Below are 25,200 nucleotides of genomic sequence, written 5' to 3'. Positions count from 1 at the left end.
GCCTCTCCGCCGATTCCGGACGATCCCCTTCACCGACCGCGTTCAGACCCTCACCGAGCGGGCATCACCGGTGGTACGAAGCGGCAGAACTCACGGGTAGCAGGGGAAGAAGGGAAGAACCGTGACACAGGTGACCGGCGGCCGGGCCGGGGACCTGCCGGACGACCTGACCGATGTCGAGGCCGGGATGTGGCAGGCCTTCCGCAACGGCAGCGTGTACGACCTGCGCAGCGGGGACGCGGCGGTGGACGATCCGCACGGCGGGCATCCCTGGGGGCCCGAGCGGACGGTCCGGGCGCGGGTCGTGTGCTGGCTGCTGCTGGACGGCCCGCCCGCGCTCGCCGGGCGGGTGTCGTCCCTGAAGCTGACGGGGCTGCGGATCGCGGGGACCGTGGACCTGGCCGGGGGCACGGTGGTGCCGTACGTGGAGCTGAAGGGCTGCCGGTTCGAGCAGGAGGTACGGCTGCCCGAGGCGCACTTCACGACCGTGCGGCTGGTGGACTGCTCGGTGCCCCGGCTGGAGGCGGCCCGGGTGCGCACGGAGGGCGACCTGCACTTACCCCGCTGCCGCTTCCTGGGCGGCATACGGCTCACCGACGCGCACATCGGCACGGACCTGCTGCTCAACCAGGCGATCGTGCACCGCGACCGCACCGGCCGGTCGATCTCCGCGGACGGGATGACGGTGGGCCAGGACCTCCAGGCGGAGCTGCTCCGGTCGCACGGCGAGATCAGTCTGCGCGGCGCGAAGATCGGCGTGTCGCTGAGCCTGCGCGGTGCGAAGCTCGCCAGCCCGTACACGCGGTGGGCGCTGAACGCGCCGCAGCTGACCGTGGAGCGCACGCTGTACCTCACACCGGCCGGGGTCGGCAGCGCGCCGAGCGGGGTGACCCCGGCGCGCGGGACCCGGATCGAGAACTTCGAGAGCCAGGGCGGGGTGCGGCTGGACGACGGGCGGTTCGGCGACGCGGTCGACCTGGACCGGGCCCGGTTCGCCTTCACCGACGACCAGGTGCTCTCGCTGCGCCGGATACAGGCGCCCGAGCTGCGCTTCCTCGGGGAACGGCCGCAGCGCGGCCAGGTGCTGCTGTCCGGTGCGCGGATCGTCACCCTCGTCGACCGGGCGACCAGCTGGCCCGGCCCGGGCGGTCTGCACATGGGCGGCTTCGTCTACGGCAACCTGGTGCCGCGCGGCCCGTTCCCGCTGGCGGAGCGGCTGAACTGGGTGGCGGCGGCGACCGCCGAGTACAACCCGGAGCCGTACGAGCGGCTGGCCGCGGTGCTGCGCGAGGCCGGCGAGGACGAGGACGCGCGCGAGGTGCTGCTCGCCAAGCAGCGCCGCCGCCGCGAGACCCTGCCGCCGGCCGGCAAGCTCTGGGGGTACGTCCAGGACGGCACGGTGGCCTACGGGTACCGTCCGGGCCGGGCCGCGGTGTGGATGGCGGTGCTGTGGGCGGCCGGCTCGCTCGCCTTCGCGCACGCCGCCCATCCCCCGGTCAACCCCGGCCAGCATCCGCAGTGGAACCCCGCCCTGTTCGCGCTGGACCTGCTGCTGCCGGTCGTCGATCTGGGCCAGGCCGGCCAGTGGCAGCTGAGCGGCGCCTGGCAGTGGCTGGCGGCGGCGCTGGTCCTGCTGGGCTGGACCCTGGCCACGACGGTGGCGGCGGGCGCGACCCGGCTGCTGCGGCGGGGGTAGGGGCCTGCGGGCCCGGCGCCGCCGCGAGAGACATTGTTGAAGTCTCATCTTTTTACTCGACCTTGACCGGCCGGCGTACAACTTTCCCCGGCTTGCCTCGACCCCCTGGCGCGTCCCCGACCTGCGGACTTTCAATGGTCGGCACCATGGCTCTGCTTCCCCCCTTCATCCGCCCCACGCGGATGACAAGAACCGTGCCCCACCCCGTCACCGGGCTCCCCGCCGACGACGAGGTGCTGCTCGACGCGCCCGACGAGCGGCTGGGTCCGGCGCTGGTCGCCGCCGCCCAGGGCAGGTACGGGCCCGCCGCCGCGCTGCTCGCCGCCACCCGGGAGCGGGCCGGGTGGGAGGACCGCGACCGGTACGCGCTGCGGCTGGCCGCGTTCGCGCGTTCCCGCGCCGAGTGGCTGGACGCCTGGCGGGCCGCCGCCCCGCACGACCCGGACGCGCTGCTGGTCGCGGCCCAGCTCGCCGTGGACCGCGCCTGGCCCTCGCCGGGCCGGGCCGAGCTGCTGCGCGAGGCCAGCCCGCTGATCACGGCCGCCGCCCGCGCCGACGACCGCGACCCGGTTCCGTGGCGGGTCGCGCTGGACCACGCGCGCGGCAGCCGCGCCGGGCACACCTACTTCGAGGAGCTGTGGGAGGCCGCGGTCCGCCGCGCGCCGCACCACTACGGCTGCCATGTGGCGGCCCTGCGGTACCTGGCCGCCTCCTGGCACGGCTCCCACCCCGAGTGCTTCGACTTCGCCGACCGGGCCGCCCAGGACGCCCCCGCCGACTCGCTGGTGCAGGCGCTGCCCGTGCGGGCCGCCTTCTCCTACCTGACCGACGGCTGCGGGCCCGAGGTGCCGCGCGAGCGGCTGGACGCGGCGGCGGACCGGGCGATCGGACTCTCCGTCCGGCTCCCCGCGGCCACACCGCGGCCGGCGGAGATCCGCAACCTGCTCACCTACGTCCTGATCCGGCTCGACCGCCGCGAGGACGCCCGGGTCCAGCTGCGCCTCATCGGCCCGTACGCCACGTCCTTCCCCTGGGACCGGGTGTCCGAGGACCCGCTGGGGCTGTTCCTGGGACTGCGCGCCGACGTGGGCGCGGCACCGCTCGCCGGGCCGCCCCGGCATCCCCGAAAGTGAGCGCGGCGGACGGGCCCGCCCACACGACCATTAGGCTTTTGCGCCGTGACGACCGTCCGGCTCCCCCTCTTCCCGCTGAACTCGGTGCTGTTCCCGGGGCTGGTGCTCCCGTTGAACGTCTTCGAGGAGCGCTATCGCGCCATGATGCGCGCCCTGTCGAAGACCCCCGAGGACGCACCGCGCCGGTTCGCCGTCGTGGCGATCCGCGACGGCCACGAGGTGGCACCGAGCGCCCCCGGCATGCCCGATCCGACGGCGCGGCCCGAACGCGGGCCCGCGGCCGGCTTCGGCCCCGACCCGGCCAGGGCGTTCCACGGCGTGGGCTGCGTGGCCGACGCGGCGACCGTACGGGAGCGGGCCGACGGCACCTTCGAGGTGCTGGCGACCGGCACGACCCGGGTACGGCTGCTGTCGGTGGACTCCTCCGGCCCCTACCTCACGGCCGAGCTCCAGGAGCTGACCGAGGAGCCCGGCGACGAGGCGGGCGCGCTGGCCCAGGGTGTGCTGCGGTCCTTCCGGCAGTACCAGAAGCGCCTGGCGGGCGCGCGGGAGCGGTCCCTGTCCACCGGGGCGGAGCTGCCGGACGAGCCGAGTGTGGTGTCGTACCTGGTGGCGGCGGCGATGGTGCTGGACACCCCGACGAAGCAGCGGCTGCTCCAGGCCCCCGACACCTCCTCGCGGCTGCGCGACGAGCTGAAACTCCTTCGCTCGGAGACGGCGATCATCCGTAGTCTGCCGTCGTTGCCCGCGCCGGACCTGACGCGCGGCCCGACGAGCTTCAACTGAGGGAGAACAGGCCGCGATGGCGAAGAAGACCAAGAAGCAGTCCGGGGGCACCCCCGCGACGGTGGCCCTGACCGCGGCGGGCGTCGACCACACCGTCCACTCCTACGACCACGACCCCTCCCACCCCTCCTACGGCGAGGAGGCGGCCGAGGCGATGGGCGTCTCGCCGGAGCGGGTGTTCAAGACGCTGGTCGCGGACGTCGACGGCACGCTGACGGTGGCCGTGGTCCCGGTCGCGGGCTCCCTGGACCTGAAGGCCCTGGCGTCGGCGGTGGGCGGCAAGCGCGCGGCCATGGCGGATCCCGCGCTCGCGGAACGCACCACGGGCTACGTGCGCGGCGGCATCAGCCCCCTGGGCCAGCGCAAGAAACTCCCCACGGTCCTCGACGCCTCCGCCACGAACCACTCCACCATCTGCGTCTCAGCGGGCCGCAGGGGCCTGGAGGTCGAGCTGAACCCGGCGGACCTGGCACAGCTGACGGAGGCGGTCCTGGCCCCCATCGGCCGCGACTGACCAACTTGGCCGCGCCCCACCCGCGCGCCGGAAACCTACGCCGGGACCGACTCCCCGTACCCCTCCGGATCCCGCGGACCGAACAGCGCCGTGATCCCGAGATGCACCACCAGCGCGGTCAGCGGCCAGGCCAGCAGCGCCCCCTTCGCGCCCAGCTTCAGCGGCGCCGCGAAGGTCACGCCCTTCCCCACGGCCTGCGCGTGAGCGATCACGTCCTGCTGGGGCCCGAGCCACACCCCCAGCCGCCACGCCAGCACCGCCCCGAGCAACCCCCCGACGCACAGCGCCACCACCAGCGGCACACCCCCGCGCCGCCGCACGAGAAAGACGGCCACCGCGCTGAGCACCCCGAAGGCCAGCGCCAGCAGCGTGAACGTTCCGTCCACGCCGATCGCCTGCTCCCCCTCGGAGTCCTTGAGGTAGACCACCCAGCTGTTCCCGGTGACGTCCCCGACCAGCGGCACCCGCGGCGCCAGCCACAGCCACAGCAGGCCCATCAGCACACCGCCGAGCGCCACGGCCACCGTGATCACGGCGGCCTCCCGGACTTCGGTCTTCATCCCGGGGCCGTCCTGTCCGTCCTGTCCGTCCGGTCCGTACACGGTTCCCGTCGCTCCGGTCGGTCCGGTCGCTTCGGCTCCCGAGGCGGGCGGCTGCCAGGGCTGCCGCTCGGCCTCGCCGGACCGGGAGGGCTGTGCGGGCCGCCCGTGCGGCGGTGGTGGTGGAGTCAACGGTGAGGTCACCCTGTCATCGTGCCAGGTGAGTCTGTCAGCCGCGTCACCGGACGGCGGCCCGGCGATACGCCCAGGTGGCCACGGCCAGTGAGACCACCCCCACCGCGGCGCACACGGCCATGTCCACGCCCACGTACACCCAGTCGGGCCGGGCCGCGAAGGTGCGCGCGTACGCCTCCACCCCGTACGTCGACGGCAGCAGATCGCGGGCGAGCCGTACGATCCCCGGCATGTGGTCGGGCGGCAGCACGCCCAGCAGCAGGGCCGCCGACATGCCCAGCTGACCGAGCAGGGTGGCATGCTCCGGCCGTGGCGCGAGCAGCCCGCAGGCCGCGCCCAGCCCGGAGAGCGCGGCCCCCGCGAGCGGGATCACCGCCACCAGCACCCACAGATTGCCCAGCGGCAGCCCGAACAGCAGGCAGCCGAAGACCGCGGTGATCAGCGTGCCGGGCACGGTGAAGGACGCGTACGCGGCCGCCGCGCCCAGCACCACGGCCGCCGGCGGCACCGGCAGCGTCGCGTAGTGGTCGAGCCCGCCACTGGCCCGCAGCTGGCCGAAGTACTGTGCGAGCAGGTTCAGGGCGACGTAGGCGACGACGACGATCGACGCGCCGGCCACCACGGACCGGGCCTCACCGCCGCCGCTGACCACACCCCGCATCATGATCATGATGCCGACGGACTGGAAGGTCGCCACGAACAGCAGCGGGATGCGCGCCACCCGCGCCCGGGACAGCTGGGCCCGGTACACGGCCGCCAGGGACGGCCACAGCCGCGCCCGCGGCCCGAGGCCGACGGCCGCGGCCCGGCCGGCGTCACCGTCCCGCACGGCCGTCGCGGCGTCCCGGCCGGCCGTCGCGCCGGCCGGCGCGTCGGCGGATACGACACTCACGTCGAACTGCTCCTCTTCCCTACGTCCGCCAGGGCGTAGTCCAGTGCCGCTCACGCCTTCACCAGCCCCTGCCGGGCGGCGCCGCCCAGCGCCAGATAGACGTCCTCCAGGCTGGGCGTGGCGAGGGTGAAGTCGTCCAGCGCGGCGAAGGCGGCACCGCCGGTGACCGTGGCGACGGCGGCGCGTGCCTCCTCGGGCGCGAGCCGCAGCGTCCAGCGCCGCCCGGACTCGGTGGCCCGGTCCCGCAGCGCGGCGACCTCCGGCACCTCCAGGGGCGCCCTGTCCCGCCACACCAGTTCGACCCGCACCTCACCGGAGACCCGGTCCTTGAGCCCGGCCGGGGTGTCGCAGGCGATGACCCGGCCCCGGTCCAGGACGGCGACCCGGTCGAGGACGGTCTCGGCCTCGATGACGTTGTGGGTGACCAGCAGGACGGTGGTGCCGTCCTCGGCGCGCCGCCGGTCCACGGCGGACCACACCGCCCGCCGGGCCACCGGGTCCATGCCGGTGGTCGGCTCGTCCAGCACGAGCAGGGGGCGCTCGCCGACCAGCGCGGCGGCGAAGCAGGCGAGCCGCCGCTGGCCGCCGGAGAGCTTCTTCAGCGGGCGCCCGGCGATCGGTGCGAGGCCCAGTTCGTCGAGGACGGCGTCCCGCTCGGCCCGCGCCCGCCGGACGTCCAGGCCGCGCAGCCGCCCGGTGGTCTCGGCGGCCAGCGAGACGGTCAGCTCGTCCAGGGCGGTGGACTCCTGCCCGAGGTAGGCGAGGATCCGCGCCGCCCGCTCGGGGTGCGCCACGATGTCGTGGCCGAGGATCTCGACGGTGCCGGTGTCGGGGCGCATCAGGCCGGTCAGCTGCCGTACGAGGGTGGACTTGCCGGCGCCGTTGGGGCCGAGCAGCCCGAAGATCTCGCCGCGCCGGACGTCGAGTGCGACGTCGTCGGTGGCCCGCACCTCGGGCGTGCCGGGAGCGCCGCGCCGGCCGCGGGCCGCCGGGTAGGTCTTGGTCAGTCCGCGCACCGCGCACACGACGTCGTCCCCGTGCCGAAGTGCCTGTGCCGCGCGCGTACTCACAAAGGACGAGACTACGGGGTCCGTGGGCTTTACTCGTCCTTGGGGCGACCTCTCCCGGTTCCTCCGTGGCGTCCGCCCGGGACGAACCGCCGCCCCGCCTGGGCTCAGTCGCCCGCCGGGGCGTGCTCGGTGCCCGTGCGGACGTCGATCTCCCGCCAGAAGCCGGCCCGGATGGCGTACCGGTCGTGCTCGTCGATCTGGTCGTCCTTGTGCGCGAGCAGCCCGAACCGGGCGGCGTAGCGCAGCAGCTCGCCGTCGACGCGGTGCGGGACGCGCGGGTACATCGACGACAGCTTCTGGAGATGGCTCGGGTCGCCCAGCCGCTCCACCCAGCGCCGCGCGAAGACCTGCCCGACCTCGTACGGGTCGCCGCCGACGGTCGTGATGTCCTCCTCCCGGTCCGCCCACCGCTGCTCGGCCGTGGTCAGCTGGGCGAGGGTCGGCATGGAGGCGGCCTCGGGGGGCTCGGCGGCCACGCCGGAACGGTCGACCCAGCCCTTGTCGGAGGACCAGCGCAGGGTGGCGGTGGTGGGGTGCTGGGCGGGATGGGCGCCTGGGGCCCGCAGGGCGGCGAGGTCCTTGGGGGTGGGGACGCCCTTGGCGGGCATCCGCTCGTCGGTGCCGCCCCGCGCGCCAGCGGCGGCCGGGTGCGGACGCTCCTCGGCGGGGCGCTCGGCGGCCTGGGACAGCGAGGACTCGGGCAGCGGCGCGGAGAGGATCGCGGCGATCTCGGGCCGGGGTGCGGGCGGCGGCGCGCAGATGCCGCCGAACTCCTTGGCCTGTACGGCCTTGGTGATCCACGTACGGTCCAGGACGCGCCGCTCGTCGGCCTCGGCGACCAGGTCCTCGGACTGGTTGTAGTCGCCGTCGGCGGCCTGTACGGCCCACAGGTGGACGGCGACGCCGTGCTCCTTGGCGGCCATCATGCCGGGCAGCAGGTCGCCGTCGCCGGTGACGAGGACGACGTCGGAGCAGGCGCGGTTGCGGGCCAGCTCGGTCAGTTCGGCGTGCATCGCGGCGTCCACGCCCTTCTGCGCCCAGCGGCCGTCGCTGCGGGTCAGCGCGCCCAGCCGGACGGTGACCCGGGGCATCACACGGAGCCTGCGGTGCTCGGGCTGCGGGACGCGGTCGGGGGCGCCGTCGAACCAGTAGATGCGCAGCAGCGGGCGCTCGGTGTCGGACTCGGCCTGTTCGCGCAGGCCCTGGATGAGCGCGGTGTGGTCGACGGTGATCCGGGACCGCGACGGCTCCCCGGCGAGGAGGCTCGCGGCGGCCCCCAGCAGATACCCGGCGTCCACCAGGACGATGCAGCGGTCCACGCGTTCCACCCTCTTTCCGGGGAGGTTGCTTCGGGCTTGGAGCTTCGGGGTGTGCTTCGGGTTCGGTTCGGGCTTGGTTCGAGTCTGCCCGACCGCGCCGGGGTTAACGGCCCGAACTCGATCTTCGGCGTGGCGTTTCGGGGACTTGGGGCCCGATGACCCTTGTTACATACGGTAATTATCCGACATGCGTTCATTGTCAGCATATGTGAATCTGGTCCCGGCCCTGGCCCCTAGATCCCCCACAGGAGGCTGATCACCATGGCCAAGAACCGCAAGCAGGACCGCAGCCGGCAGAAGGCGTCCGTGGCCGCGAACGGCCCGCAGGAGACGGAGCACTCCCTGACGGAGTCGCAACCCGAGCACCACGCCCCGCAGGTCAGTCCCACGGACATGTCCCGCAAGGGCCGTCAGAAGCGCTTCGGCCACAACTGAGCCCGGCGTCCGGGCTGTTGACCGAGCCCTGAACCTGGTACCGAAGAGGGGCGTACCCGATGCGCACGGGCACGCCCCTCTTTTTTGTGGCTCGGTTCGCCTTCGGGGCGCTCCAGCCGGTGTCGCGCCCCTTCGGCTCACTCGTCCGTGACGGAACGCCGGTTGTCCGGCCTCAGCCCGCCAGGCAGGACGGTCCGAGGAGGACCTTCAGGTCGCCGAAGAGGGCGGGGTCGGGCTTCACCCGGTGGCGGTCCAGGCGCAGGACCGTGGTCTTGCGCGGGCCCTGGAGCTTGATCCGCACCTCGCTGTCGCCCTTGTGGTGGCTGAGGATCTCGCCGAGGCGGCTGACCATCGGCGGGGTCACCTTCAGGGCGGGGATGGTGAGGATCACCGGCGCGTTGGTGCCCGCGTTGGACAGGTCGGGGACCATCAGCTCCATCGCGACCAGGCGGGGCACGTCCTCGCGCTTGTCGAGGCGGCCCTTGACGAACACGACGGCGTCCTCGACGAGTTGGGTGGACACCAGCTGGTAGGTCGCCGGGAAGAACATGCACTCGATGGAGCCGGCCAGGTCCTCGACGGTGGCGATCGCCCAGGCGTTGCCCTGCTTGGTCATCTTGCGTTGCAGGCCGGAGATGATGCCGCCGATGGTGACGACCGCGCCGTCGGCGTGCTCGCCGCCGGTGAGCTGGGCGATGCCGGCGTCGGCCTTGTCGGAGAGCACGTGCTCCAGGCCGAAGAGCGGGTGGTCGGAGACGTACAGGCCGAGCATCTCCCGCTCCTGGGCGAGCAGGTAGGTCTTGTCCCACTCGTCGGGAGAGAACTCCACGTCGAGTCCGAAGCCGGGCTCGCTGCTGGTCTCCTCCCCCATCCCGCCGAAGAGGTCGAACTGGCCCTCGGCCTCCTTGCGCTTGACCGCGACCACGTTGTCGATCATCGGCTCGTACTGCGCGGTGAGGCCCTTGCGGGTGTGGCCCATGGTGTCGAAGGCGCCGGCCTTGATCAGCGACTCGGTGGTGCGCTTGTTGCAGACCACGGCCTCGACCTTGTCGAGGTAGTCGGGGAAGGAGGCGTACTTCCCCTTGGACTTGCGGGTCTTGATGATCGACTCGACGACGTTGGTGCCGACGTTGCGGACGGCGGACAGGCCGAAGAGGATCACGTCGTCGCCCTGGGCGGCGAAGTTCGACTCGGACTCGTTGACGTTCGGCGGGAGCACCCGGATGCCCATGCGGCGGCACTCGTTGAGGTAGATCGCCGACTTGTCCTTGTCGTCCTTGACGGAGGTCAGCAGGGCCGCCATGTACTCGGCGGGGTGGTTGGCCTTGAGGTAGGCGGTCCAGTACGAGACCAGGCCGTACGCGGCGGAGTGCGCCTTGTTGAACGCGTAGCCGGCGAACGGGACCAGCACGTCCCACAGTGCCTGGATGGCCTCGTCGCTGTAGCCGTTCCTGCGCGCGCCCTCCTGGAAGATGGTGAAGTTCTTCGCCAGTTCCTCGGGCTTCTTCTTGCCCATCACGCGGCGGAGGATGTCGGCCTCGCCGAGCGAGTAGCCGGCGATGATCTGGGCGGCCTTCTGCACCTGCTCCTGGTAGACGATCAGGCCGTAGGTGACGTCCAGGACCTCCTTGAGCGGCGCCTCCAGCTCGGGGTGGATCGGCGTGATCTCCTGCTGGCCGTTCTTGCGCAGCGCGTAGTTGGTGTGGGAGTTCATGCCCATCGGACCCGGCCGGTACAGGGCCGAGACGGCGGAGATGTCCTCGAAGTTGTCCGGCTTCATCAGGCGCAGCAGGGAGCGCATGGGGCCGCCGTCGAACTGGAAGACGCCGAGGGTGTCGCCGCGCTGGAGGAGATCGAAGGTCGTGGGGTCGTCCAGCGGCAGGCTGAGGAGATCGATGTCGATCCCCTTGTTGGACTTCACCATCTTCACGGCGTCGTCCATGATCGTGAGGTTGCGCAGGCCGAGGAAGTCCATCTTCAGCAGGCCGAGCGACTCACAGCTCGGGTAGTCCCACTGCGTGATGGTCACACCGTCGGTGTGCCTGACCCAGACCGGGACGTGCTCGGTGATGGTCTCGCTGGACATGATCACGCCGGCCGCGTGCACGCCCATCTGCCGCACCAGGCCCTCCACGCCGCGTGCGGTGTCGATGACCTTCTTCACGTCCGGCTCGTTCTCGTACATCCCGCGCACCTCGCCGGCCTCCGAGTACCGGGGGTGCTCGGGGTCGGTGATGCCGGACAGCGGGATGCCCTTGCCGAGGACGTCGGCGGGCATGGCCTTGGTGATGCGGTCGCCCATCGCGTACGGGTAGCCCAGCACGCGCGCGGAGTCCTTGATCGCGTTCTTGGCCTTGATGGTGCCGTAGGTGCCGATCATGGCGACCTTGTCGGCGCCGTACTTCTCCGTCACGTACCTGATCACCTCGACGCGCCGACGCTCGTCGAAGTCGATGTCGACGTCGGGCATCGAGATGCGCTCGGGGTTGAGGAACCGCTCGAAGATCAGGCCGTGCGGGATCGGGTCGAGGTCGGTGATGCCCATGGCGTAGGCGACGATCGAACCGGCGGCCGAGCCACGGCCGGGGCCGACCGCGATGCCGTTGTTCTTGGCCCACATGATGAAGTCGGCGACGACGAGGAAGTAGCCGGGGAAGCCCATCGAGATGATGACGTCCATCTCGTAGTCGGCCTGCTTCTGGCGGTCCTCGGGAATGCCGCCCGGGTAGCGGCGCTCCATGCCGCGGCGGACCTCCTCCTTGAACCAGGTGACCTCGGTGTAGCCCTCGGGGATGTCGAACTTGGGCATGAGGTCGCGCTTCTCGAACATGCCGGTGGTGTCCACCATCTCGGCGACGAGCAGCGTGTTGGCGCAGCCCTCCTGCCAGGCGTCCGAGGAGTCGATGGCGTACATCTCCTCGGTCGACTTCAGGTAGTAGCCGGTGCCGTCGAACTTGAAGCGGTCGGGGTCGGAGAGGTTCTTGCCGGTCTGGATGCACAGCAGGGCGTCGTGGGCGCCGGCCTCGTGCGCGTAGGTGTAGTGCGAGTCGTTGGTGACCAGGGGCGGGATGCCGAGCTTCCGGCCGATCTCGAGGAGGCCCTCGCGGACCCGGTGCTCGATGTCGATGCCGTGGTCCATCAGCTCCAGGAAGTAGCGGTCCTTGCCGAAGATGTCCTGGTAGTCGGCGGCGGCCTTGAGGGCCTCCTCCTCCTGGCCGAGGCGCAGCCGGGTCTGGACCTCGCCGGAGGGGCAGCCGGTGGAGGCGACGATGCCCTCGGACCACTGGGCGATGGTCTCCTTGTCCATGCGCGGCCACTTCTGGAGCCAGCCCTCGGCGTAGGCGTCCGAGGAGAGGCGGAAGAGGTTGTGCAGGCCGGTCCTGTTCACCGCCCACATCGTCTTGTGGGTGTAACCGCCGGAGCCGGAGACGTCGTCCCGCTTCTGGTGCGGCTGGCCCCACTGGATCTTGCGCTTGTTGCGCCGGGACTCGGGCGCGACATACGCCTCGATCCCGATGATCGGGGTGATTCCGGCCTTCTTCGCGGAGTGGAAGAAGTCGTACGCCCCGTGGAGGTTGCCGTGGTCGGACATGGCGATGTGCGTCATGCCCATCTCGTTGCACGCGTTGAACATGTCCTTCAGCCGCGCGGCACCGTCCAGCAGCGAGTACTGGGTGTGGACGTGCAGGTGCGTGAACGGCGGCTTCGACACGGCTTCGGCCTCCAAGGAGAACTCTGGGCGACGGGCTGCGGACAGTCTGGGGGACAGCGTCGAAGTCTATGCCCCGGCACTGACACTCGGAGCCGTCCGCCGCGTACCTTCGTGCGAGGAGAAACGCGGGCACTCCCCCGCCCCGCCGGACGTTGGGGTGAGGGAGGATCCGCGAAGGATCAGTCCATACGTCTCGTACCACCCGTACCAGGAGGCACCCAGCGATGTCGGTCCCCCAGCTCAGCGACGAGCAGCGCGGCGAGGAGATCCTCTCCGTCTTCGACACCGCCTTCGGCGAGCTCCTGGCCGCCGACCCGGCCGCGTTCCGCGTGAAGTTCCGGAAGATGGCGGCCTCGGCCTTCGCGTTCTACCGGGGCACGGCCTGCCTCTTCTACCACGACCTGGACAGCGAGAACGCCGGGTGGGGCGGCGGAAGGGGAATCAGCGGGCCGTACCTGGACGAGCGCACCTCGCGGGTGTGGATCCACGGCGACCTGCACGCGGAGAACTTCGGCACGTACATGGATTCGAACGGCCGGCTGGTCTTCAACGTCAACGACTTCGACGAGGCCTACGTCGGCCCCTTCACCTGGGACCTCAAGCGCTTCGCCGCCTCCATCGCCCTCATCGGCTACGCCAAGGCCCTGAGCGACGCCCAGATCACCGAGCTGGTGACGGTCTACGCCGCCGCCTACCGGGAGCGCGTCCACGCCCTGGCCACCGGCGCCAAGAGCGACGAGGTGCCGCCCTTCACCCTGGACACCGCGCAGGGTCCGCTGCTGGACGCGCTGCGTGACGCCCGCTCGCTGACCCGGTTCGGGCTGCTGGACTCCATGACGGAGATCCGTGACTTCGAGCGCCGCTTCGCGCCGGGCGGCGGCTCCATCGAGCTGGACGCGGCCACCCGCTACAAGGTCCTCGCGGCCTTCGACGGCTACCTGGAGACGCTGCCGGACTCCTCCCTGGCCCGCCCGGACTCCTACCGCGTCAAGGACGTCGTGGGCCGCCGGGGCATCGGCATCGGCTCGGCCGGGCTGCCGTCGTACAACATCCTCCTCGAGGGCCACAGCGACGCCCTGGAGAACGATGTCGTGATCTACATCAAGCAGGCCCAGACCCCGGCCGTCTCCCGGCACATCACGGACGCGGCGATCCGCGACTACTTCCAGCACGAGGGACACCGCACGGTGATCTCCCAGCGCGCCCTCCAGGCGCACGCCGACCCGTGGCTGGGCTGGACCGAGCTGGACGGCGCCGGGCAGCTGGTCGCCGAGGTGTCGCCGTACGCGGTCGACCTGGACTGGGGCGACATCGACGACCCGGAGGAGATCGCGCAGGTCGTCGCCGACCTCGGCCGGGCCACCGCCACCATGCACGCGGCGGCGGACGACACCTCGGGCGAGTCCCTGGTGCCGTTCTCCACCGAGCGGGCCATCGACGCGGCGATCGCGGCCGACGAGGAGGGCTTCGCACCGCTGCTCGTGGACTTCGCGCACGGCTACGGCGCCCGCGCGCGTGCCGACCACCAGATCTTCCTGGACCTGTTCCGCAACGGCCGGATTCCGGGTCTGTGACAAGAGGGCCGCTCACAGGGTCCCTTTAAGGACCCTTTACCGGCCCACGTGACACACTCTTCATTCGCTATGGACATATCCGGGACCCAGCTCAGAGCCGTGCGCGCGGCGCTGTTCACGGCCGTGGTCGTGACGCTCAGCACCACGTCGCACGTACTGCTGTCCCGGGTCCCGCTGCCGCTGAGCACGGTGGCCGCCGTCGCGGCCGCCGTGTTCCTGCTCGCCTACCTCCTGGCCGGCCGCGAGCGCGGCTTCGGGCGGATCGCCGCCCTGCTGATCCCGCTGGAGCTGGCCGCCGACACCGTCTTCACCACCGGCCAGCAGGTCTGCTACGGCCCCGCCGGCGGCCCGGTCGCCGGGCCGCTGCGCTCGGTCGGCTGGGACCTGCTGTGCGGCAACGACACGGCCGTCGGCACCCCGCTGGCCCGTATGACGGGCACGGACACCGACCGGCCGGCGGCCCTGCTGTCCCACGCCGACCCGGCGACCGCCTGGCTGCTGCTCGCCGCCCACGTCGGCGTCGGCCTCCTCGCCGCCGGCTGGCTGCGCCGCGGCGAGCGGGCCCTGGCCGAGCTGCTGCGCGCGGCGGCCGCGACCACGTTCCGGCCGCTGCTGGTCGCCGTCGCGGCGGTCACGGTCCGCCGGACCCGTACGGCCCGCCGGCCGGCCCGCCCCGCGCCCCACGCCGGCGTCCCGCGCGCCCGCCTCCTCGTGTACTCCCTGGGACGGCGCGGACCGCCGTGCTCACCCGCGCCCGCCTTCGCCCCCGTCCTCGCCCGCGTCTGAGCGACGGCCGCCGGCGGCGCACGCCGGGCACGAGCAGTCCCCCTTTCGCATCCCGCGCGGCCCGGCCGCGCGTCCCACAGGAGAACACCACCATGAGCAAGCGGAACAGCCAGCAGGCGAAGACGGCGGCCCGGGAGCGGCTGCGCGCCGAGCGCGAGCGCCAGGCCAAGCGCGCCAAGGTCAGGCGGCAGGTCATCGTCGCCTGCTCGGTCGTCGCCGTGCTGGCGGCGGCCGGCGGCATCGGCTATGCCGTCGTCCAGGCCAACAAGCCCGGTTACTGGGAGGCCGCGAAGGACCAGAAGCTGGTCAAGCCGGCCAACACCACCGGGGCGGACGGCACGACCGTCGTCATAGGCAAGAGCACCGCCAAGAAGACCCTCGTCATCTACGAGGACCCGCGCTGCCCGGTCTGCGCGCAGTTCGAGCAGACCGTCGGCGAGACGGTGAAGAAGGACATCGACGACGGCAAGTTCAAGCTCCAGTACGTCGGCGCCACGTTCCTCGACAAGAACCTGCCCGGTGAGGGCTCCAGGAACGCGCTCAGCGCCCTGGGCGCCGCGCTCAACGTCAGCCCCGAGGCCTTCCTCGAGTACAAGGCCGCGATGTACTCGGCGAAGTGGCACCCCGAGGAGACCGACGACAAGCTCAAGGACGACGCCTATCTGATCAAGATCGCCGACACGGTCCCCGCGCTGAAGGGCAACGCGGCGTTCCAGAAGGCCGTGAAGGACGGCACCTACGACAGGTGGGCGCTGGAGGAGTCCAAGATCTTCGACAAGGACGGCATCCAGGGCACTCCGACCCTGAAGATGGACGGCAAGACGCTGACGGGCTCCGACGGCAAGAACGCGCCCATGACGGTGGCCGAGTTCGACAAGGCGATCGACGCGGCCCTCAAGGCCTGACGCCCCGTCGGACGCCGGCCACCGCCTGAAGAGTGGGCGAACTTTCGGAGTTCGCCCACTCTTCCGTGTACCGATCAGTAACCTGATCGGTCGTGACCAGTCGACACAGATCCTCCGAGGCACCCGAGGGCCTCAACTCCCTTTCGCCCCGCCGCCGTACGGTCGTCAAGGCCGCGGCGGCGACGGCTGTCCTGGCCGGGCCGCTCGCCGCCGCGCTTCCGGCGCGCGCCGCCGCGGACGCACCGGCCTTCCTGCACGGCGTCGCCTCCGGTGACCCGCTGCCCGACGGCATCCTGCTGTGGACCCGGGTGACCCCCACCGCCGAGGCGGTGCCGGGCTCCGGGCTCGGCCCGGACACCGAGGTGAGCTGGGTGGTGGCCAGGGACAAGGCGTTCACGAACGTCGTCGCCAAGGGCTCCACCACCGCCACGGCCGCCTCCGACCACACCGTCAAGGCCGACATCCGGGGCCTCGCGCCGGCCACCGACTACTGGTTCCGCTTCTCGGCCGGCGGCACCGACTCCCCCGTCGCCCGCACCCGCACCGCGCCCGCGCACGACGCGGCCGTCGCGGGCCTGCGCTTCGGCGTGGTCTCCTGCGCCAACTGGGAGGCCGGCTACTTCACCGCGTACCGCCATCTCGCGGCCCGCGGCGACCTGGACGCCTGGCTGCACCTCGGGGACTACATCTACGAGTACAAGTCCGGCGAGTACGCGGCCCGGGACAAGGTCGTCAGGCCCCACGCGCCCGCGAACGAGATCATCACCCTCGCCGACTACCGCGTCCGGCACGCGCGGTACAAGACCGACCCCGACCTCCAGGCCCTGCACCACACGGCGCCGGTCGTCGCGATCTGGGACGACCACGAGTTCGCCGACAACGCCTGGTCAGGCGGCGCCGTCAACCACACCGAGGGCGCCGAGGGCACCTGGAGCGCCCGCAAGGCGGCGGCCGAGCAGGCCTACTTCGAGTGGATGCCGGTGCGCCCGGCGATCGAGGGCACCACCTACCGCCGGCTGCGCTTCGGCAGGCTCGCCGACCTCTCCCTGCTGGACCTGCGCTCCTTCCGCTCGCAGCAGGCGTCCACGGCGAGCGGCTCGGTCGACGATCCGGACCGCACGATCACCGGGCGTGCCCAACTCGACTGGCTGAAGGCCGGGCTGAAGGCGTCCGACACCACCTGGCGGCTGGTCGGCAACTCGGTGATGATCTCCCCGTTCGTCGTCGGCTCGCTCTCCGCGGACCTGCTGAAGCCGCTGGCGAAGCTGCTCGGGCTGCCGCAGGAGGGCCTGGCCGTCAACACCGACCAGTGGGACGGCTACACCGACGACCGCCGGGAGCTGCTGGCCCACCTTCGTTCCAACGCCATCCGCAACACCGTCTTCCTGACCGGTGACATCCACATGGCGTGGGCCAACGACGTGCCGGTGGACGCCGGTACGTACCCGCTGTCTCCGTCGGCCGCCACGGAGTTCGTGGTCACCTCGATGACCTCCGACAACCTCGACGACATCGTCAAGGTCCCCGAGGGCACGGTCTCGGCCATCGCCGCGCCGGTGATCCGCGCCGCCAACCGGCACGTCCACTGGGTCGACACCGACCGCCACGGCTACGGCGTCCTGGACATCACCGCCGAGCGCGCGCAGATGGACTACTACGTCCTGTCCGACCGCACCAGCCCGGACGCGACCTCCGCCTGGACGCGTTCGTACCGCACGCGCAGCGGCACGCAGAAGGTCGAGCGGACGTACGACCCCGTCTGACCGGCTCCCGCCGTCCCCTACAGCGAGTCGAGGAAGCCGAGCGCCACCCGCCAGGTGGCCTCGGCGGCCTCCGCGTCGTGGTCCGGCAGCTCCGGGTCGGTGTAGAGGTGGCCGGCCCCGGCGTAGCGGTAGACCTCCACGTCCGCGCCCGCCCGGCGCATCTGGAGATACCAGGCGCTCAGCCAGTCGTCCGTCTCGAACGGGTCCGGCTCGGCGACGTGCAGCTGCACCGGCAGCTCGTCCACCCGCGCGTTGGGCGCCACGTCCGACGTACCGTGCAGAAGCAGCAGCCCGCGGGCCTTGTCGTCGCCCAGGGCGAGGGTCTGGGCGATGGAGGCGCCGAGCGAGAACCCGGCGTAGACCAGGCCCCGCTCGGAGTAGGGCGCGGCGGCCAGCACGGCCCGCCGGAGCAGCTCCTCCTTGCCGATGCCGTCCTTGAAGGCCATGCCCTCCTCGACCGAGTCGAACGTACGGCCCTCGAAGAGGTCCGGCGTCCACACCTCGTGTCCGGCCGCGCGCAGCCGGTCAGCGGCCTGACGCACCGCGGGTCTGAGGCCATGGGTCGAGTGGAAGAGCATGATGTTCATGCGCCCATGGTGCCAGCCGGGCGCCGACGCGACACATGTCACAGGTTCGGGCCCCGCCGCCGCCGGTTACTTCCCAGACATGGAGAACGTACTCCGGCCCCTGACCGTGGTCGGTGGCTCGGTCGCCCTCACCCTGGTGATCGGCTGGGCCACCGACCTTCTGCTGCGCAAGGCCGACGAACGACATCACGAGACGCCCCTGTGGGGACTGCTGCGCCGGGCCCGTGTGCCCTATCAGCTCCTGTTGTGCAGCGCGCTGCTCAGAGGCTCCTACGACCAGGCCGAACTGCTTCAGGAGCACCGGGTCGGCGTGGGGCGGACGCTGACCCTGGTGCTGATCGGGTCGGCGGCGTGGCTGACCATCCGGATCGCGGCGGCGGTCGTCGAGACCTCCTACTCGCGCTACGCCAGTGCCCGCGCCCACCGCGACCCGGCCCGGGTGCGGCGGGTGCGCACCCAGGTCGAGCTGATCATGCGGGTGGTCTCGGCGGTCGTCATCGTCGTCGCGGCGGCCTCCATGCTGCTGACCTTCCCGGCGATGCGCACGGCCGGTACCTCGCTGCTGGCCTCGGCCGGCGTCCTCGGCATCGTCGCCGGTGTCGCCGCGCAGTCCACGCTGAGCAACCTGTTCGCCGGGTTGCAGATCGCCTTCGGAGACATGGTGCGCATCGGCGACACCGTGGTCGTGAGCGGCGAGTGGGGCACGGTCGAGGAGATCACGCTGACCTTCCTGACGGTACGGACCTGGGACGAGCGCCGGATCACGATGCCGGTGTCGTACTTCACGTCCAACCCGTTCGAGAACTGGTCCCGCGGCACCCCGCAGATGACCGGCACCGTCTTCTGGCATCTCGACCACTCCACGCCCCTGGAGGCGATGCGCGAGAAGCTGCGCGACATCCTGCGCGCGTGCCCTGCCTGGGACGGCCGCGCGTACAACCTGCACATCACGGACACGACGCCGACCACCGTCGAGGTCCGGGCGCTGGTGACGGCCAAGGACGCCGACGACATCTGGACGGTGCGGGTCGCGGTGCGCGAGGAGATGATCCGCTGGCTGTGCGAGGAGCACCCGTACGCCCTGCCGCGCGTCACCACGGCCGAGGCCGTGCTGCCGTACCAGCGCGTCGCCCGGGCGGTCAGTGACCGCGCTCCGCACCGCCGTTGACCTGGACGATCTGGGAGGTGATGTGACCGGCGGCCGGGGAGGCCAGCCAGTGCAGGGTGGCGGCGACGTCGCCCGGGGTGCCGGGTCGTCGGGTGGAGGTCTCCGCGACGAGCCGCTCGCGGCGGGCCTCGTCCATCGCGTCGCCGAAGAAGTCGGTGTCCTCGACGTACCCGGGGGCGACCGCGTTCACCGTGATCCCGCGCGGGCCCAACTCGCGGGCGAGGTCGTGGAGGTACGGGTGCAGGGCGGCCTTGGAGGCGGCGTAGGCGCCGCTGCCGGAGCCGCGGTAGGCGGCGATGGAGCTGAGGAACAGCACGCGCCCGCCCGGCTCGGCCAGGTGGTCCTTGAGGGCCTCGGTGAGCAGCACGGCGGTCAGGGTGTTGATCCGGAAGTTGACCAGCCAGTTGTCGGCGACGAGCTCGAGCGGGTCCTCCCGCTCCACCCGGGGCTCCAGCCTGCCGGACCCTCCGGCGCTGTGGATCAGCACGTCCACGGCGCCCAGTTCGCCGGCCGCGAACCGGGCGGCCCGCCGCACCCCGTCCACGTCGCTGAGGTCGGCGGCGCAGGTGAGCGCCCCGGGCACCGCCGCCTTGCGCAGCACCTCCTCCCGCCGTCCGAGCAGCAGGACCTGGTCCCCGTGGGCCGCGAACACCTGCGCCGTGGCCAGCCCGATCCCCGTACCACCACCACTGATCACCACATTGCGAGTCATGGACAGAGCCTAGGACGGTATCGGCGCATCACACGACAACTCGGGCGCGACGGCGTTCCGGGGGACCCGATGACGCCGGCTCAGCGCAGGCTGCGCACGTCGAGGTGGCGCAGCACCCGGTCGACGATCTCCGGGTCGGCGCCGGGCTCGCTGCGCGCGGCCAGCACCTCGTGGCGTGCCGCGCTCAGCATCTCGCCCTGGATCCGCCGCACCCGCTTCAGCCGCCGCACCCGGTGCTCGTGGGCCTCCCGGCGCTCCTCGTCCCCGATCTGCGGGTTGATCCGCAGCCCGATCTCGAAGGCCCGCCGCTGCATCAGCTCGGACAGCTCGTCCGGCAGGTCCTCGACCGACTCGATCTCGCGCAGCCGCCGCTTGGCCGCCTTGGCCGCCCGCACGGCAAGCTCCCTCTCGAACTCCTTCTCCCGCTCGGTGTCCGCCCGCACCCCCAGCCGCTTCACCAGCCACGGCAGGGTGAGCCCCTGGACCACCAGGGTCACCATGATCACGCCGAAGGCGATGAACACGATCTCGTCCCGGTCGGGGAACGGCGCACCGCTGTCCGTCTTCAGCGGCACGGCGAGTGCCAGCGCCACCGAGGCCACCCCGCGCATCCCCGACCACCACATGACGACGGTCTCGCGCCAGCCGGTCGGGATGTCCTCCTCGTAGTTCCGCGAGGCGTGCAGGCGCTTGGTCAGCCAGCTCGCCGGCAGCAGCCACAGCAGCCGTACGAAGACCACCACGGCCACGATCACCCCGGCCCAGCCGAGCAGCTCGCGCCAGTGGCTGGAGGCGGTCCGGACGGCGTTGTGCAGCTCCAGGCCGACCAGGCCGAAGGCCACCCCGGTGACGAGCGTGTCGACCACGTCCCAGACCGTGTGCCCGGCCAGCCGGGTCAGCACGTCGTCGGCGTCGGCGGCGTACTCGGCCAGGAACAGGGCGGTGGTGAGCACGGCGAGGACGCCGGAGCCGTGCAGCTCCTCGGCCAGGACGTAGGACGCGTACGGCACCAGCAGGGTCAGCCCGATCTGGAGGGTCGCGTCCTGAAGCAGGCCCAGCAGCTTGTTCGCGCCCCAGCCGAGGACCACGCCGACGGCCACCGCGACCACCGCGGACAGCACCAGGTCGAGACCGGCGTGCCAGGCCGAGAACTCCCCGCTGACGGCGGCGGCGATCGCGACGTGGTAGAGCACGATGGCCGTGACGTCGTTGAACAGCCCCTCGCCCTCCAGGATCGACACGAGACGGCGCGGCAGGCCGAGCTGTCCGGCGACGGCGGTCGCCGCGACCGGATCGGGCGGTGCGACGAGCGCGCCGAGCGCCACGGCGGCGGCCACCGGCAGCCCCGGCACGATGGTGTGGGCGACGGCGGCGACACAGATGGTGGTCACGAACACCAGCGCCACGGCCAGCAGGAAGATCGGCCGTCTGTTCGCCGAGAACTGCCGCCAGGAGGTGCGCCGCACGGCGGCGTAGAGCAGCGGCGGCAGCAGGGTGGGCAGGATCAGCTCGGGCGGGATGTCGACGTTCGGCACGAAGTCCAGGAGCGCGAGGACGATCCCGAGGAGCGTCATCAGTACCGGCGCGGGCAGGCCGAGCCGGTCCCCGACCGGGACGCTGATCACGGCCCCGAGCAACACGATGAACAGCAGGGCCAACTGGTCCACGCTCAGCGCTCCGGATGGTCGGACGTGCACACGGCAGGCTCAAGCCTGCCATGTCATCCTCCCCGCCCGCCCCTTCGGCCGTCGGGCCCTACAAGGCGCGCCGCATCGCCCGGTGCGGTATGCCGGCGTCCGGGAACTGGGGGCCGTACGCCTCGTACCCGAGCCGCTCGTAGAAGCCCAGGGCGTGGGTCTGCGCGTGCAGGTCCACCGCCGCTAGGCCGCGCGCGCGTGCCGCGTCCTCGATGGCGCGCACCAGGGCGGCACCGACGCCCAGCCCGCGGGCCTCCTGGGTGACGGCGAGCCGCCCGAGGGAGCCGACCTTCGGGTCGCCGCCCGTCCTGCCGGCGACCGCCTCACCGTGCAGCAGCCGTCCGGTGCCGAGCGGTGTCCCGTCCTCGCGGACGGCGAGCACATGGAGGGCGACGGCGTCGAGGGCGTCGTACTCGATGTCCTCGGGGACGCCCTGCTCGACGACGAAGACCTCCTTGCGCACCGCGAAGCAGGCCTCGCGGTCGGCGGGGTCCTCGGCGACGCGGGTGGTGTACGGCGTGCCGCCCGGCAGTGCGCTCATGCGTAGGTCTCCTCACGGACCCGGTCCAGGGCCGTCTGCAGGTCCTCGGGGTAGTCGCTGGTGAACTCCACCCACTGGCCGTCGCCGGGGTGCTCGAACCCGAGCCGCACCGCGTGCAGCCACTGCCGGGTCAGCTTCAGCCGCTTGGCGAGGGTGGGGTCGGCGCCGTAGGTGAGGTCGCCGACGCAGGGGTGGCGGTGGGCGGCCATGTGGACGCGGATCTGGTGGGTGCGACCGGTCTCCAGCTTCACGTCCAGCAGGGAGGCCGCGCGGAAGGCCTCGATCAGGTCGTAGTGGGTGACGGACGGCTTGCCGTCGGCGGTGACCGCCCACTTGTAGTCGTGGTTCGGGTGCCGGCCGATGGGCGCGTCGATGGTCCCGCTGGTCGGGTCGGGGTGGCCCTGGACGAGGGTGTGGTAGCGCTTGTCGACCGTGCGCTCCTTGAACTGGCGCTTGAGCGACGTGTACGCGTACTCGGACTTGGCGACCACCATCAGGCCCGAGGTGCCCACGTCGAGGCGGTGCACGATGCCCTGGCGCTCGGCGGCGCCGGAGGTCGAGATGCGGTACCCGGCGGCGGCCAGTCCGCCGATGACCGTCGGCCCGGTCCAGCCGGGGCTGGGGTGCGCGGCGACGCCGACCGGCTTGACGATCACGACCACGTCCTCGTCGTCGTGCACGATCTCCATGCCCTCGACCGGTTCGGCGACGACCTGCACAGGCGCGGGCGCCTGCGGCATCTCGACCTCCAGCCAGGCCCCGCCGCGCACCCGCTCGGACTTGCCGACCGCCGTGCCGTCGACCAGCACCTTGCCCGCGGCGGCCAGCTCGGCCGCCTTGGTGCGGGAGAAGCCGAACATGCGGGAGATGGCGGCGTCGACGCGCTCGCCCTCCAGGCCGTCGGGCACGGGCAGGGTACGGATCTCGGGAAGCGTGCTCACCCGTCGAGTATGCCGGACGGGTCGGACACCCCGGACCGGCGCCTGTGGACGACCGGGTCGGTCAGTCCCGGTGGACGGTGCCGTCCGGGTCCAGGCCGCGGAAGGACAGCAGCACGATCAGGATGCCGCCGCAGACGATCGCCGAGTCCGCGAGGTTGAAGACGGCGAAGTGCTTCGGGGCGATGAAGTCGACGACCGCGCCCTCGAAGACGCCGGGCGCGCGGAAGATCCGGTCGGTGAGGTTGCCGAGCGCTCCGCCGAGCAGCAGCCCGAGGGCGATCGCCCAGGGCAGGCTGTAGAGCTTGCGGGCGAGCCGGGTGATCACCGCGATCACGGCGGCGGCGATCACCGTGAAGATCACCGTGTAGGCCTCGCCGAAGCTGAAGGCGGCACCCGGGTTGCGGTACGCCTCCAGTTGCAGCCAGCCCCCGAGGATCCTCACCGGCGCGTGGTTCTCCAGCCTGGCGACCACGATCAGCTTGCTGACCAGGTCGAGGGCGTACGCGAAGGCGGCGACGGAGAACAGCACGGCGATCCGGCGCCCGCGACGGGGCCGATCGGCCGCGGCGGGGGCCTCGCCGGCCGCGCGGGGCTCACCCGCGCGGGAGGACGTCCCGGCCGGGTCGGCGGTCGCGCCGTCCGGGCCCGCGGGCTCCGCGGGGCCCTTCGCCGCCGTGGGGCCCGCCGCCGTGCCGTCGGCGCGCGCGCCCTCGGCGCCGGACCGCCGGCCCGGTGCCGTGTTCCCGCCGGGCCCGTCCTGCCCGGGCCGTGCCGCGTCCGGGGTGTCCGGCGTACCGATGATGCGCTCCGCCTCTGCCACGTGAGTCCCTCAACCTAGGTACCTGACTGAGGACGAGAGTACGGCACGTCCCGTACCCGGTTCAGTACCGGCGTTCCTGCTTCTGCTTGCACTCCACGCACAGGGTGGCCCGTGGAAAGGCCTGCATACGGGCCTTGCCGATGGGGTTGCCGCAGTTCTCGCACAGACCGTAGGTGCCCGCGTCCAGCCGGTCCAGGGCGCGCTCGGTCTGGACGAGCATCTCGCGCGCGTTGGCGGCGAGCGCCATCTCGTGCTCGCGCGTGATGTTCTTGGCCCCGGTGTCCGCCTGGTCGTCGCCCGCGCCGTCGCCGGAGTCCCGCATCAGCCCCGCGAGGGACGCCTCGGACGAGCTGATCTCGGTGCTCAGCCGCTCCATCTCGGACTCCAGCTCGGCGCGGGCCTCCGCCACCTCCTCCGGGGTCCAGGGGTCCTCGCCGGGGCGCACCGCGAGGTCGCCCGGCTCCACCGCCGCGGCGACGCGTGCCTTGGGGACGGCGGTCGTGGCCGCCGTGGCCGTGCCAGGAGTCTTCTTCGCAACCACCGTCGTGGCTCCCGTCTGCTTCGCGGCCCGAGCCGCGCCCGCCTTCTTGCCCGTGCTCTTCCTGCCCGCGCCGGCGCCGTCCCCACCCCGCGCGCGGGTGCCGGCGGCGCCCTTCGCCGCCGTTTCGGATGCCGTCGACCCGGAGTCCGGCTGCCGCGCGGAGGTCCCGGGGGTCTTCTTGCCGCCGGTGGTCTTCGCGCGCGGGCTGCGGTGCGGGGTGTCCTGCGCGCGCGTCTCCTCCGGCCCGGGTTTCTCCGCCGCCCTCTTCGCGGCGGGTTTCGCGGCGGGCTTCACGGCGGGTTTCGTGGTCTTCGGCTTCGTCCTCGTCGCTTTCGTCGCCTGCGTCGTCTTCGCGGCCGTGGACGCGGCGCGGGTGCTCGGCATCCCGTTCACGTCCTTGGCCGCACCGACGGAGGCGCCCGAACCCCGGGACCTGCCGGACGCCGACTGCTCGGCGGTCTTCTTCGCCACCATGGCCGCGGCCCCTTCACATATTGTGATCTTGCTCGCGAATCGTGCTGGGACGATAAATCGACTCGAGTCCCGCGGCAACGGGGCACGCCGCCCGATTCGCCCGCCTCGCGCGTACCGCTCGGCCGGCATGCATGCGTTGTGCCCAGCTCTTCGCCGGGTAATCCGACCAGCCGCAGGTCCTACGATCCGAACCCGGCGCACCTCGCCGTTCGGGTCACCGAGCACATCCCCGCCGGCCCCGCCCTCCGCGCGCCCCGCACGCCCGGCGCGCGGTCCCCGCGCCGCCCGCCGGCCCCGCGCCGCCTCCTCGCCGCCCCGCGCGCGAAAACCGGTCGGCCGCTGTCCCCGGGGCGCCGTACACTGGGCGGAGCGAGAAGCGTGGATGGGGACGAGTAGCGGC

The 25,200-nt window shown here is 72.3% G+C and carries 21 protein-coding genes and 1 pseudogene; 10 read left to right on the top strand and 12 right to left on the bottom strand.

The features are described from left to right. Positions 1-121 precede the first annotated feature (121 nt). From ABZ484_RS05150 to ybaK, 4 genes and pseudogenes are all read left to right on the top strand, one after another. Positions 122-1,696, top strand: a complete 1,575-nt coding sequence (locus ABZ484_RS05150) for an oxidoreductase (protein WP_358864519.1) — start codon at positions 122-124, stop codon at positions 1,694-1,696. A 134-nt stretch (positions 1,697-1,830) separates the two neighbouring features. Next, positions 1,831-2,863, top strand: a pseudogene (locus tag ABZ484_RS05145) (hypothetical protein). 11 nt (positions 2,864-2,874) lie between these two features. Further along, positions 2,875-3,615: an LON peptidase substrate-binding domain-containing protein gene (locus ABZ484_RS05140; protein ID WP_358864518.1), complete on the top strand. Its 741-nt coding sequence runs from the start codon at positions 2,875-2,877 to the stop codon at positions 3,613-3,615. Positions 3,616-3,631: 16 nt separating this feature from the next. Continuing rightward, on the top strand, positions 3,632-4,129 hold the full coding sequence (gene ybaK / locus ABZ484_RS05135; protein WP_358864517.1) for a Cys-tRNA(Pro) deacylase: 498 nt from the start codon (positions 3,632-3,634) through the stop codon (positions 4,127-4,129). 35 nt (positions 4,130-4,164) lie between these two features. Here ybaK and ABZ484_RS05130 read toward each other — a convergent pair whose 3' ends face one another. The 4 genes from ABZ484_RS05130 to ABZ484_RS05115 form a co-directional block, all read right to left on the bottom strand. Then, a complete protein-coding gene (locus ABZ484_RS05130; RefSeq protein WP_358864516.1) occupies positions 4,165-4,872 on the bottom strand; it encodes an AAA family ATPase in 708 nt (235 codons plus the stop codon). Positions 4,873-4,906: 34 nt separating this feature from the next. Beyond that, on the bottom strand, positions 4,907-5,755 hold the full coding sequence (locus tag ABZ484_RS05125; RefSeq protein WP_358864515.1) for an ABC transporter permease: 849 nt from the start codon (positions 5,753-5,755) through the stop codon (positions 4,907-4,909). Positions 5,756-5,805: 50 nt separating this feature from the next. After that, complete coding sequence (locus ABZ484_RS05120) at positions 5,806-6,780, bottom strand: ABC transporter ATP-binding protein (RefSeq protein WP_358864532.1); 975 nt, start codon at positions 6,778-6,780, stop codon at positions 5,806-5,808. Positions 6,781-6,929: 149 nt separating this feature from the next. Beyond that, on the bottom strand, positions 6,930-8,144 hold the full coding sequence (locus tag ABZ484_RS05115) for an NYN domain-containing protein (protein WP_358864514.1): 1,215 nt from the start codon (positions 8,142-8,144) through the stop codon (positions 6,930-6,932). 261 nt (positions 8,145-8,405) lie between these two features. On the opposite strand from ABZ484_RS05115, the gene ABZ484_RS05110 reads away from it, so the two are divergent. Further along, positions 8,406-8,579: a hypothetical protein gene (locus ABZ484_RS05110; RefSeq protein WP_358864513.1), complete on the top strand. Its 174-nt coding sequence runs from the start codon at positions 8,406-8,408 to the stop codon at positions 8,577-8,579. A gap of 172 nt (positions 8,580-8,751) precedes the next feature. Here ABZ484_RS05110 and dnaE read toward each other — a convergent pair whose 3' ends face one another. Then, positions 8,752-12,291 (bottom strand): DNA polymerase III subunit alpha, encoded by a 3,540-nt coding sequence (gene dnaE / locus ABZ484_RS05105; protein WP_358864512.1) that lies wholly within the window; start codon positions 12,289-12,291, stop codon positions 8,752-8,754. Positions 12,292-12,515: 224 nt separating this feature from the next. Between dnaE and ABZ484_RS05100 the strand changes: the two genes are divergently transcribed. The 4 genes from ABZ484_RS05100 to ABZ484_RS05085 all read left to right on the top strand — a co-directional run bounded on the left by ABZ484_RS05100 (position 12,516) and on the right by ABZ484_RS05085 (position 17,319). Beyond that, positions 12,516-13,865 carry a DUF2252 domain-containing protein gene (locus ABZ484_RS05100; protein WP_358864511.1) on the top strand — a complete coding sequence of 450 codons (1,350 nt, stop codon included), beginning with the start codon at positions 12,516-12,518 and terminating at the stop codon, positions 13,863-13,865. Between the two features lie 69 nt (positions 13,866-13,934). Then, positions 13,935-14,651 carry a hypothetical protein gene (locus ABZ484_RS05095; RefSeq protein ID WP_358864510.1) on the top strand — a complete coding sequence of 239 codons (717 nt, stop codon included), beginning with the start codon at positions 13,935-13,937 and terminating at the stop codon, positions 14,649-14,651. Between the two features lie 92 nt (positions 14,652-14,743). Continuing rightward, positions 14,744-15,556 (top strand): DsbA family protein, encoded by an 813-nt coding sequence (locus tag ABZ484_RS05090; RefSeq protein ID WP_358864509.1) that lies wholly within the window; start codon positions 14,744-14,746, stop codon positions 15,554-15,556. Between the two features lie 92 nt (positions 15,557-15,648). Further along, positions 15,649-17,319 (top strand): alkaline phosphatase D family protein, encoded by a 1,671-nt coding sequence (locus ABZ484_RS05085; RefSeq protein ID WP_358864508.1) that lies wholly within the window; start codon positions 15,649-15,651, stop codon positions 17,317-17,319. Positions 17,320-17,336: 17 nt separating this feature from the next. Here the strand turns inward: ABZ484_RS05085 and ABZ484_RS05080 are convergent, their stop codons facing one another. After that, on the bottom strand, positions 17,337-17,906 hold the full coding sequence (locus ABZ484_RS05080; RefSeq protein WP_358864507.1) for a dienelactone hydrolase family protein: 570 nt from the start codon (positions 17,904-17,906) through the stop codon (positions 17,337-17,339). A 79-nt stretch (positions 17,907-17,985) separates the two neighbouring features. Here ABZ484_RS05080 and ABZ484_RS05075 point away from each other — a divergent pair, with 79 nt between their 5' ends. Next, positions 17,986-19,074: a mechanosensitive ion channel domain-containing protein gene (locus tag ABZ484_RS05075; RefSeq protein ID WP_358864506.1), complete on the top strand. Its 1,089-nt coding sequence runs from the start codon at positions 17,986-17,988 to the stop codon at positions 19,072-19,074. Here ABZ484_RS05075 and ABZ484_RS05070 read toward each other — a convergent pair. The 6 genes from ABZ484_RS05070 to ABZ484_RS05045 form a co-directional block, all read right to left on the bottom strand. Further along, complete coding sequence (locus tag ABZ484_RS05070; RefSeq protein WP_358864505.1) at positions 19,046-19,786, bottom strand: SDR family oxidoreductase; 741 nt, start codon at positions 19,784-19,786, stop codon at positions 19,046-19,048. The two genes, ABZ484_RS05075 and ABZ484_RS05070, sit on opposite strands and share 29 nt — an antisense overlap. A gap of 80 nt (positions 19,787-19,866) precedes the next feature. Then, a complete protein-coding gene (locus ABZ484_RS05065) occupies positions 19,867-21,453 on the bottom strand; it encodes a Na+/H+ antiporter (RefSeq protein WP_358864504.1) in 1,587 nt (528 codons plus the stop codon). 88 nt (positions 21,454-21,541) lie between these two features. Continuing rightward, the gene (locus ABZ484_RS05060) at positions 21,542-22,024 is read right to left on the bottom strand and encodes a GNAT family N-acetyltransferase (protein ID WP_358864503.1); all 483 of its coding nucleotides are present in this window, start codon (positions 22,022-22,024) and stop codon (positions 21,542-21,544) included. Continuing rightward, a complete protein-coding gene (locus ABZ484_RS05055; RefSeq protein ID WP_358864502.1) occupies positions 22,021-22,965 on the bottom strand; it encodes an RluA family pseudouridine synthase in 945 nt (314 codons plus the stop codon). Before ABZ484_RS05055 ends, ABZ484_RS05060 begins: the two co-directional genes overlap by 4 nt. A 61-nt stretch (positions 22,966-23,026) precedes the next feature. Beyond that, complete coding sequence (gene lspA, locus ABZ484_RS05050; protein WP_358864501.1) at positions 23,027-23,785, bottom strand: signal peptidase II; 759 nt, start codon at positions 23,783-23,785, stop codon at positions 23,027-23,029. 61 nt (positions 23,786-23,846) lie between these two features. Next, entirely contained in the window at positions 23,847-24,800 is a 954-nt protein-coding gene (locus ABZ484_RS05045; RefSeq protein WP_358864500.1) for a TraR/DksA family transcriptional regulator, read from the bottom strand. Positions 24,801-25,200 lie beyond the last annotated feature (400 nt).

Origin of the sequence: Streptomyces sp. NPDC006393 (assembly GCF_040628575.1) — a bacterium.
Classification (GTDB): domain Bacteria; phylum Actinomycetota; class Actinomycetes; order Streptomycetales; family Streptomycetaceae; genus Streptomyces.
The sequence above is the reverse complement of the archived record's forward strand: the minus strand, read 5'-3'. Positions and strand labels throughout refer to the sequence as shown.

Bases quoted from the DNA above. Each gene is read 5' to 3' on its own strand.
- ybaK (WP_358864517.1), top strand. From the start codon at position 3,632: ATGGCGAAGAAGACCAAGAAGCAGTCCGGGGGCACCCCCGCGACGGTG.
- ABZ484_RS05110 (WP_358864513.1), top strand. From the start codon at position 8,406: ATGGCCAAGAACCGCAAGCAGGACCGCAGCCGGCAGAAGGCGTCCGTG.
- ABZ484_RS05100 (WP_358864511.1), top strand. From the start codon at position 12,516: ATGTCGGTCCCCCAGCTCAGCGACGAGCAGCGCGGCGAGGAGATCCTC.
- ABZ484_RS05095 (WP_358864510.1), top strand. From the start codon at position 13,935: ATGGACATATCCGGGACCCAGCTCAGAGCCGTGCGCGCGGCGCTGTTC.
- ABZ484_RS05090 (WP_358864509.1), top strand. From the start codon at position 14,744: ATGAGCAAGCGGAACAGCCAGCAGGCGAAGACGGCGGCCCGGGAGCGG.
- ABZ484_RS05080 (WP_358864507.1), bottom strand. From the start codon at position 17,906: ATGAACATCATGCTCTTCCACTCGACCCATGGCCTCAGACCCGCGGTG.
- ABZ484_RS05075 (WP_358864506.1), top strand. From the start codon at position 17,986: ATGGAGAACGTACTCCGGCCCCTGACCGTGGTCGGTGGCTCGGTCGCC.
- ABZ484_RS05070 (WP_358864505.1), bottom strand. From the start codon at position 19,786: ATGACTCGCAATGTGGTGATCAGTGGTGGTGGTACGGGGATCGGGCTG.
- ABZ484_RS05060 (WP_358864503.1), bottom strand. From the start codon at position 22,024: ATGAGCGCACTGCCGGGCGGCACGCCGTACACCACCCGCGTCGCCGAG.
- ABZ484_RS05045 (WP_358864500.1), bottom strand. From the start codon at position 24,800: ATGGTGGCGAAGAAGACCGCCGAGCAGTCGGCGTCCGGCAGGTCCCGG.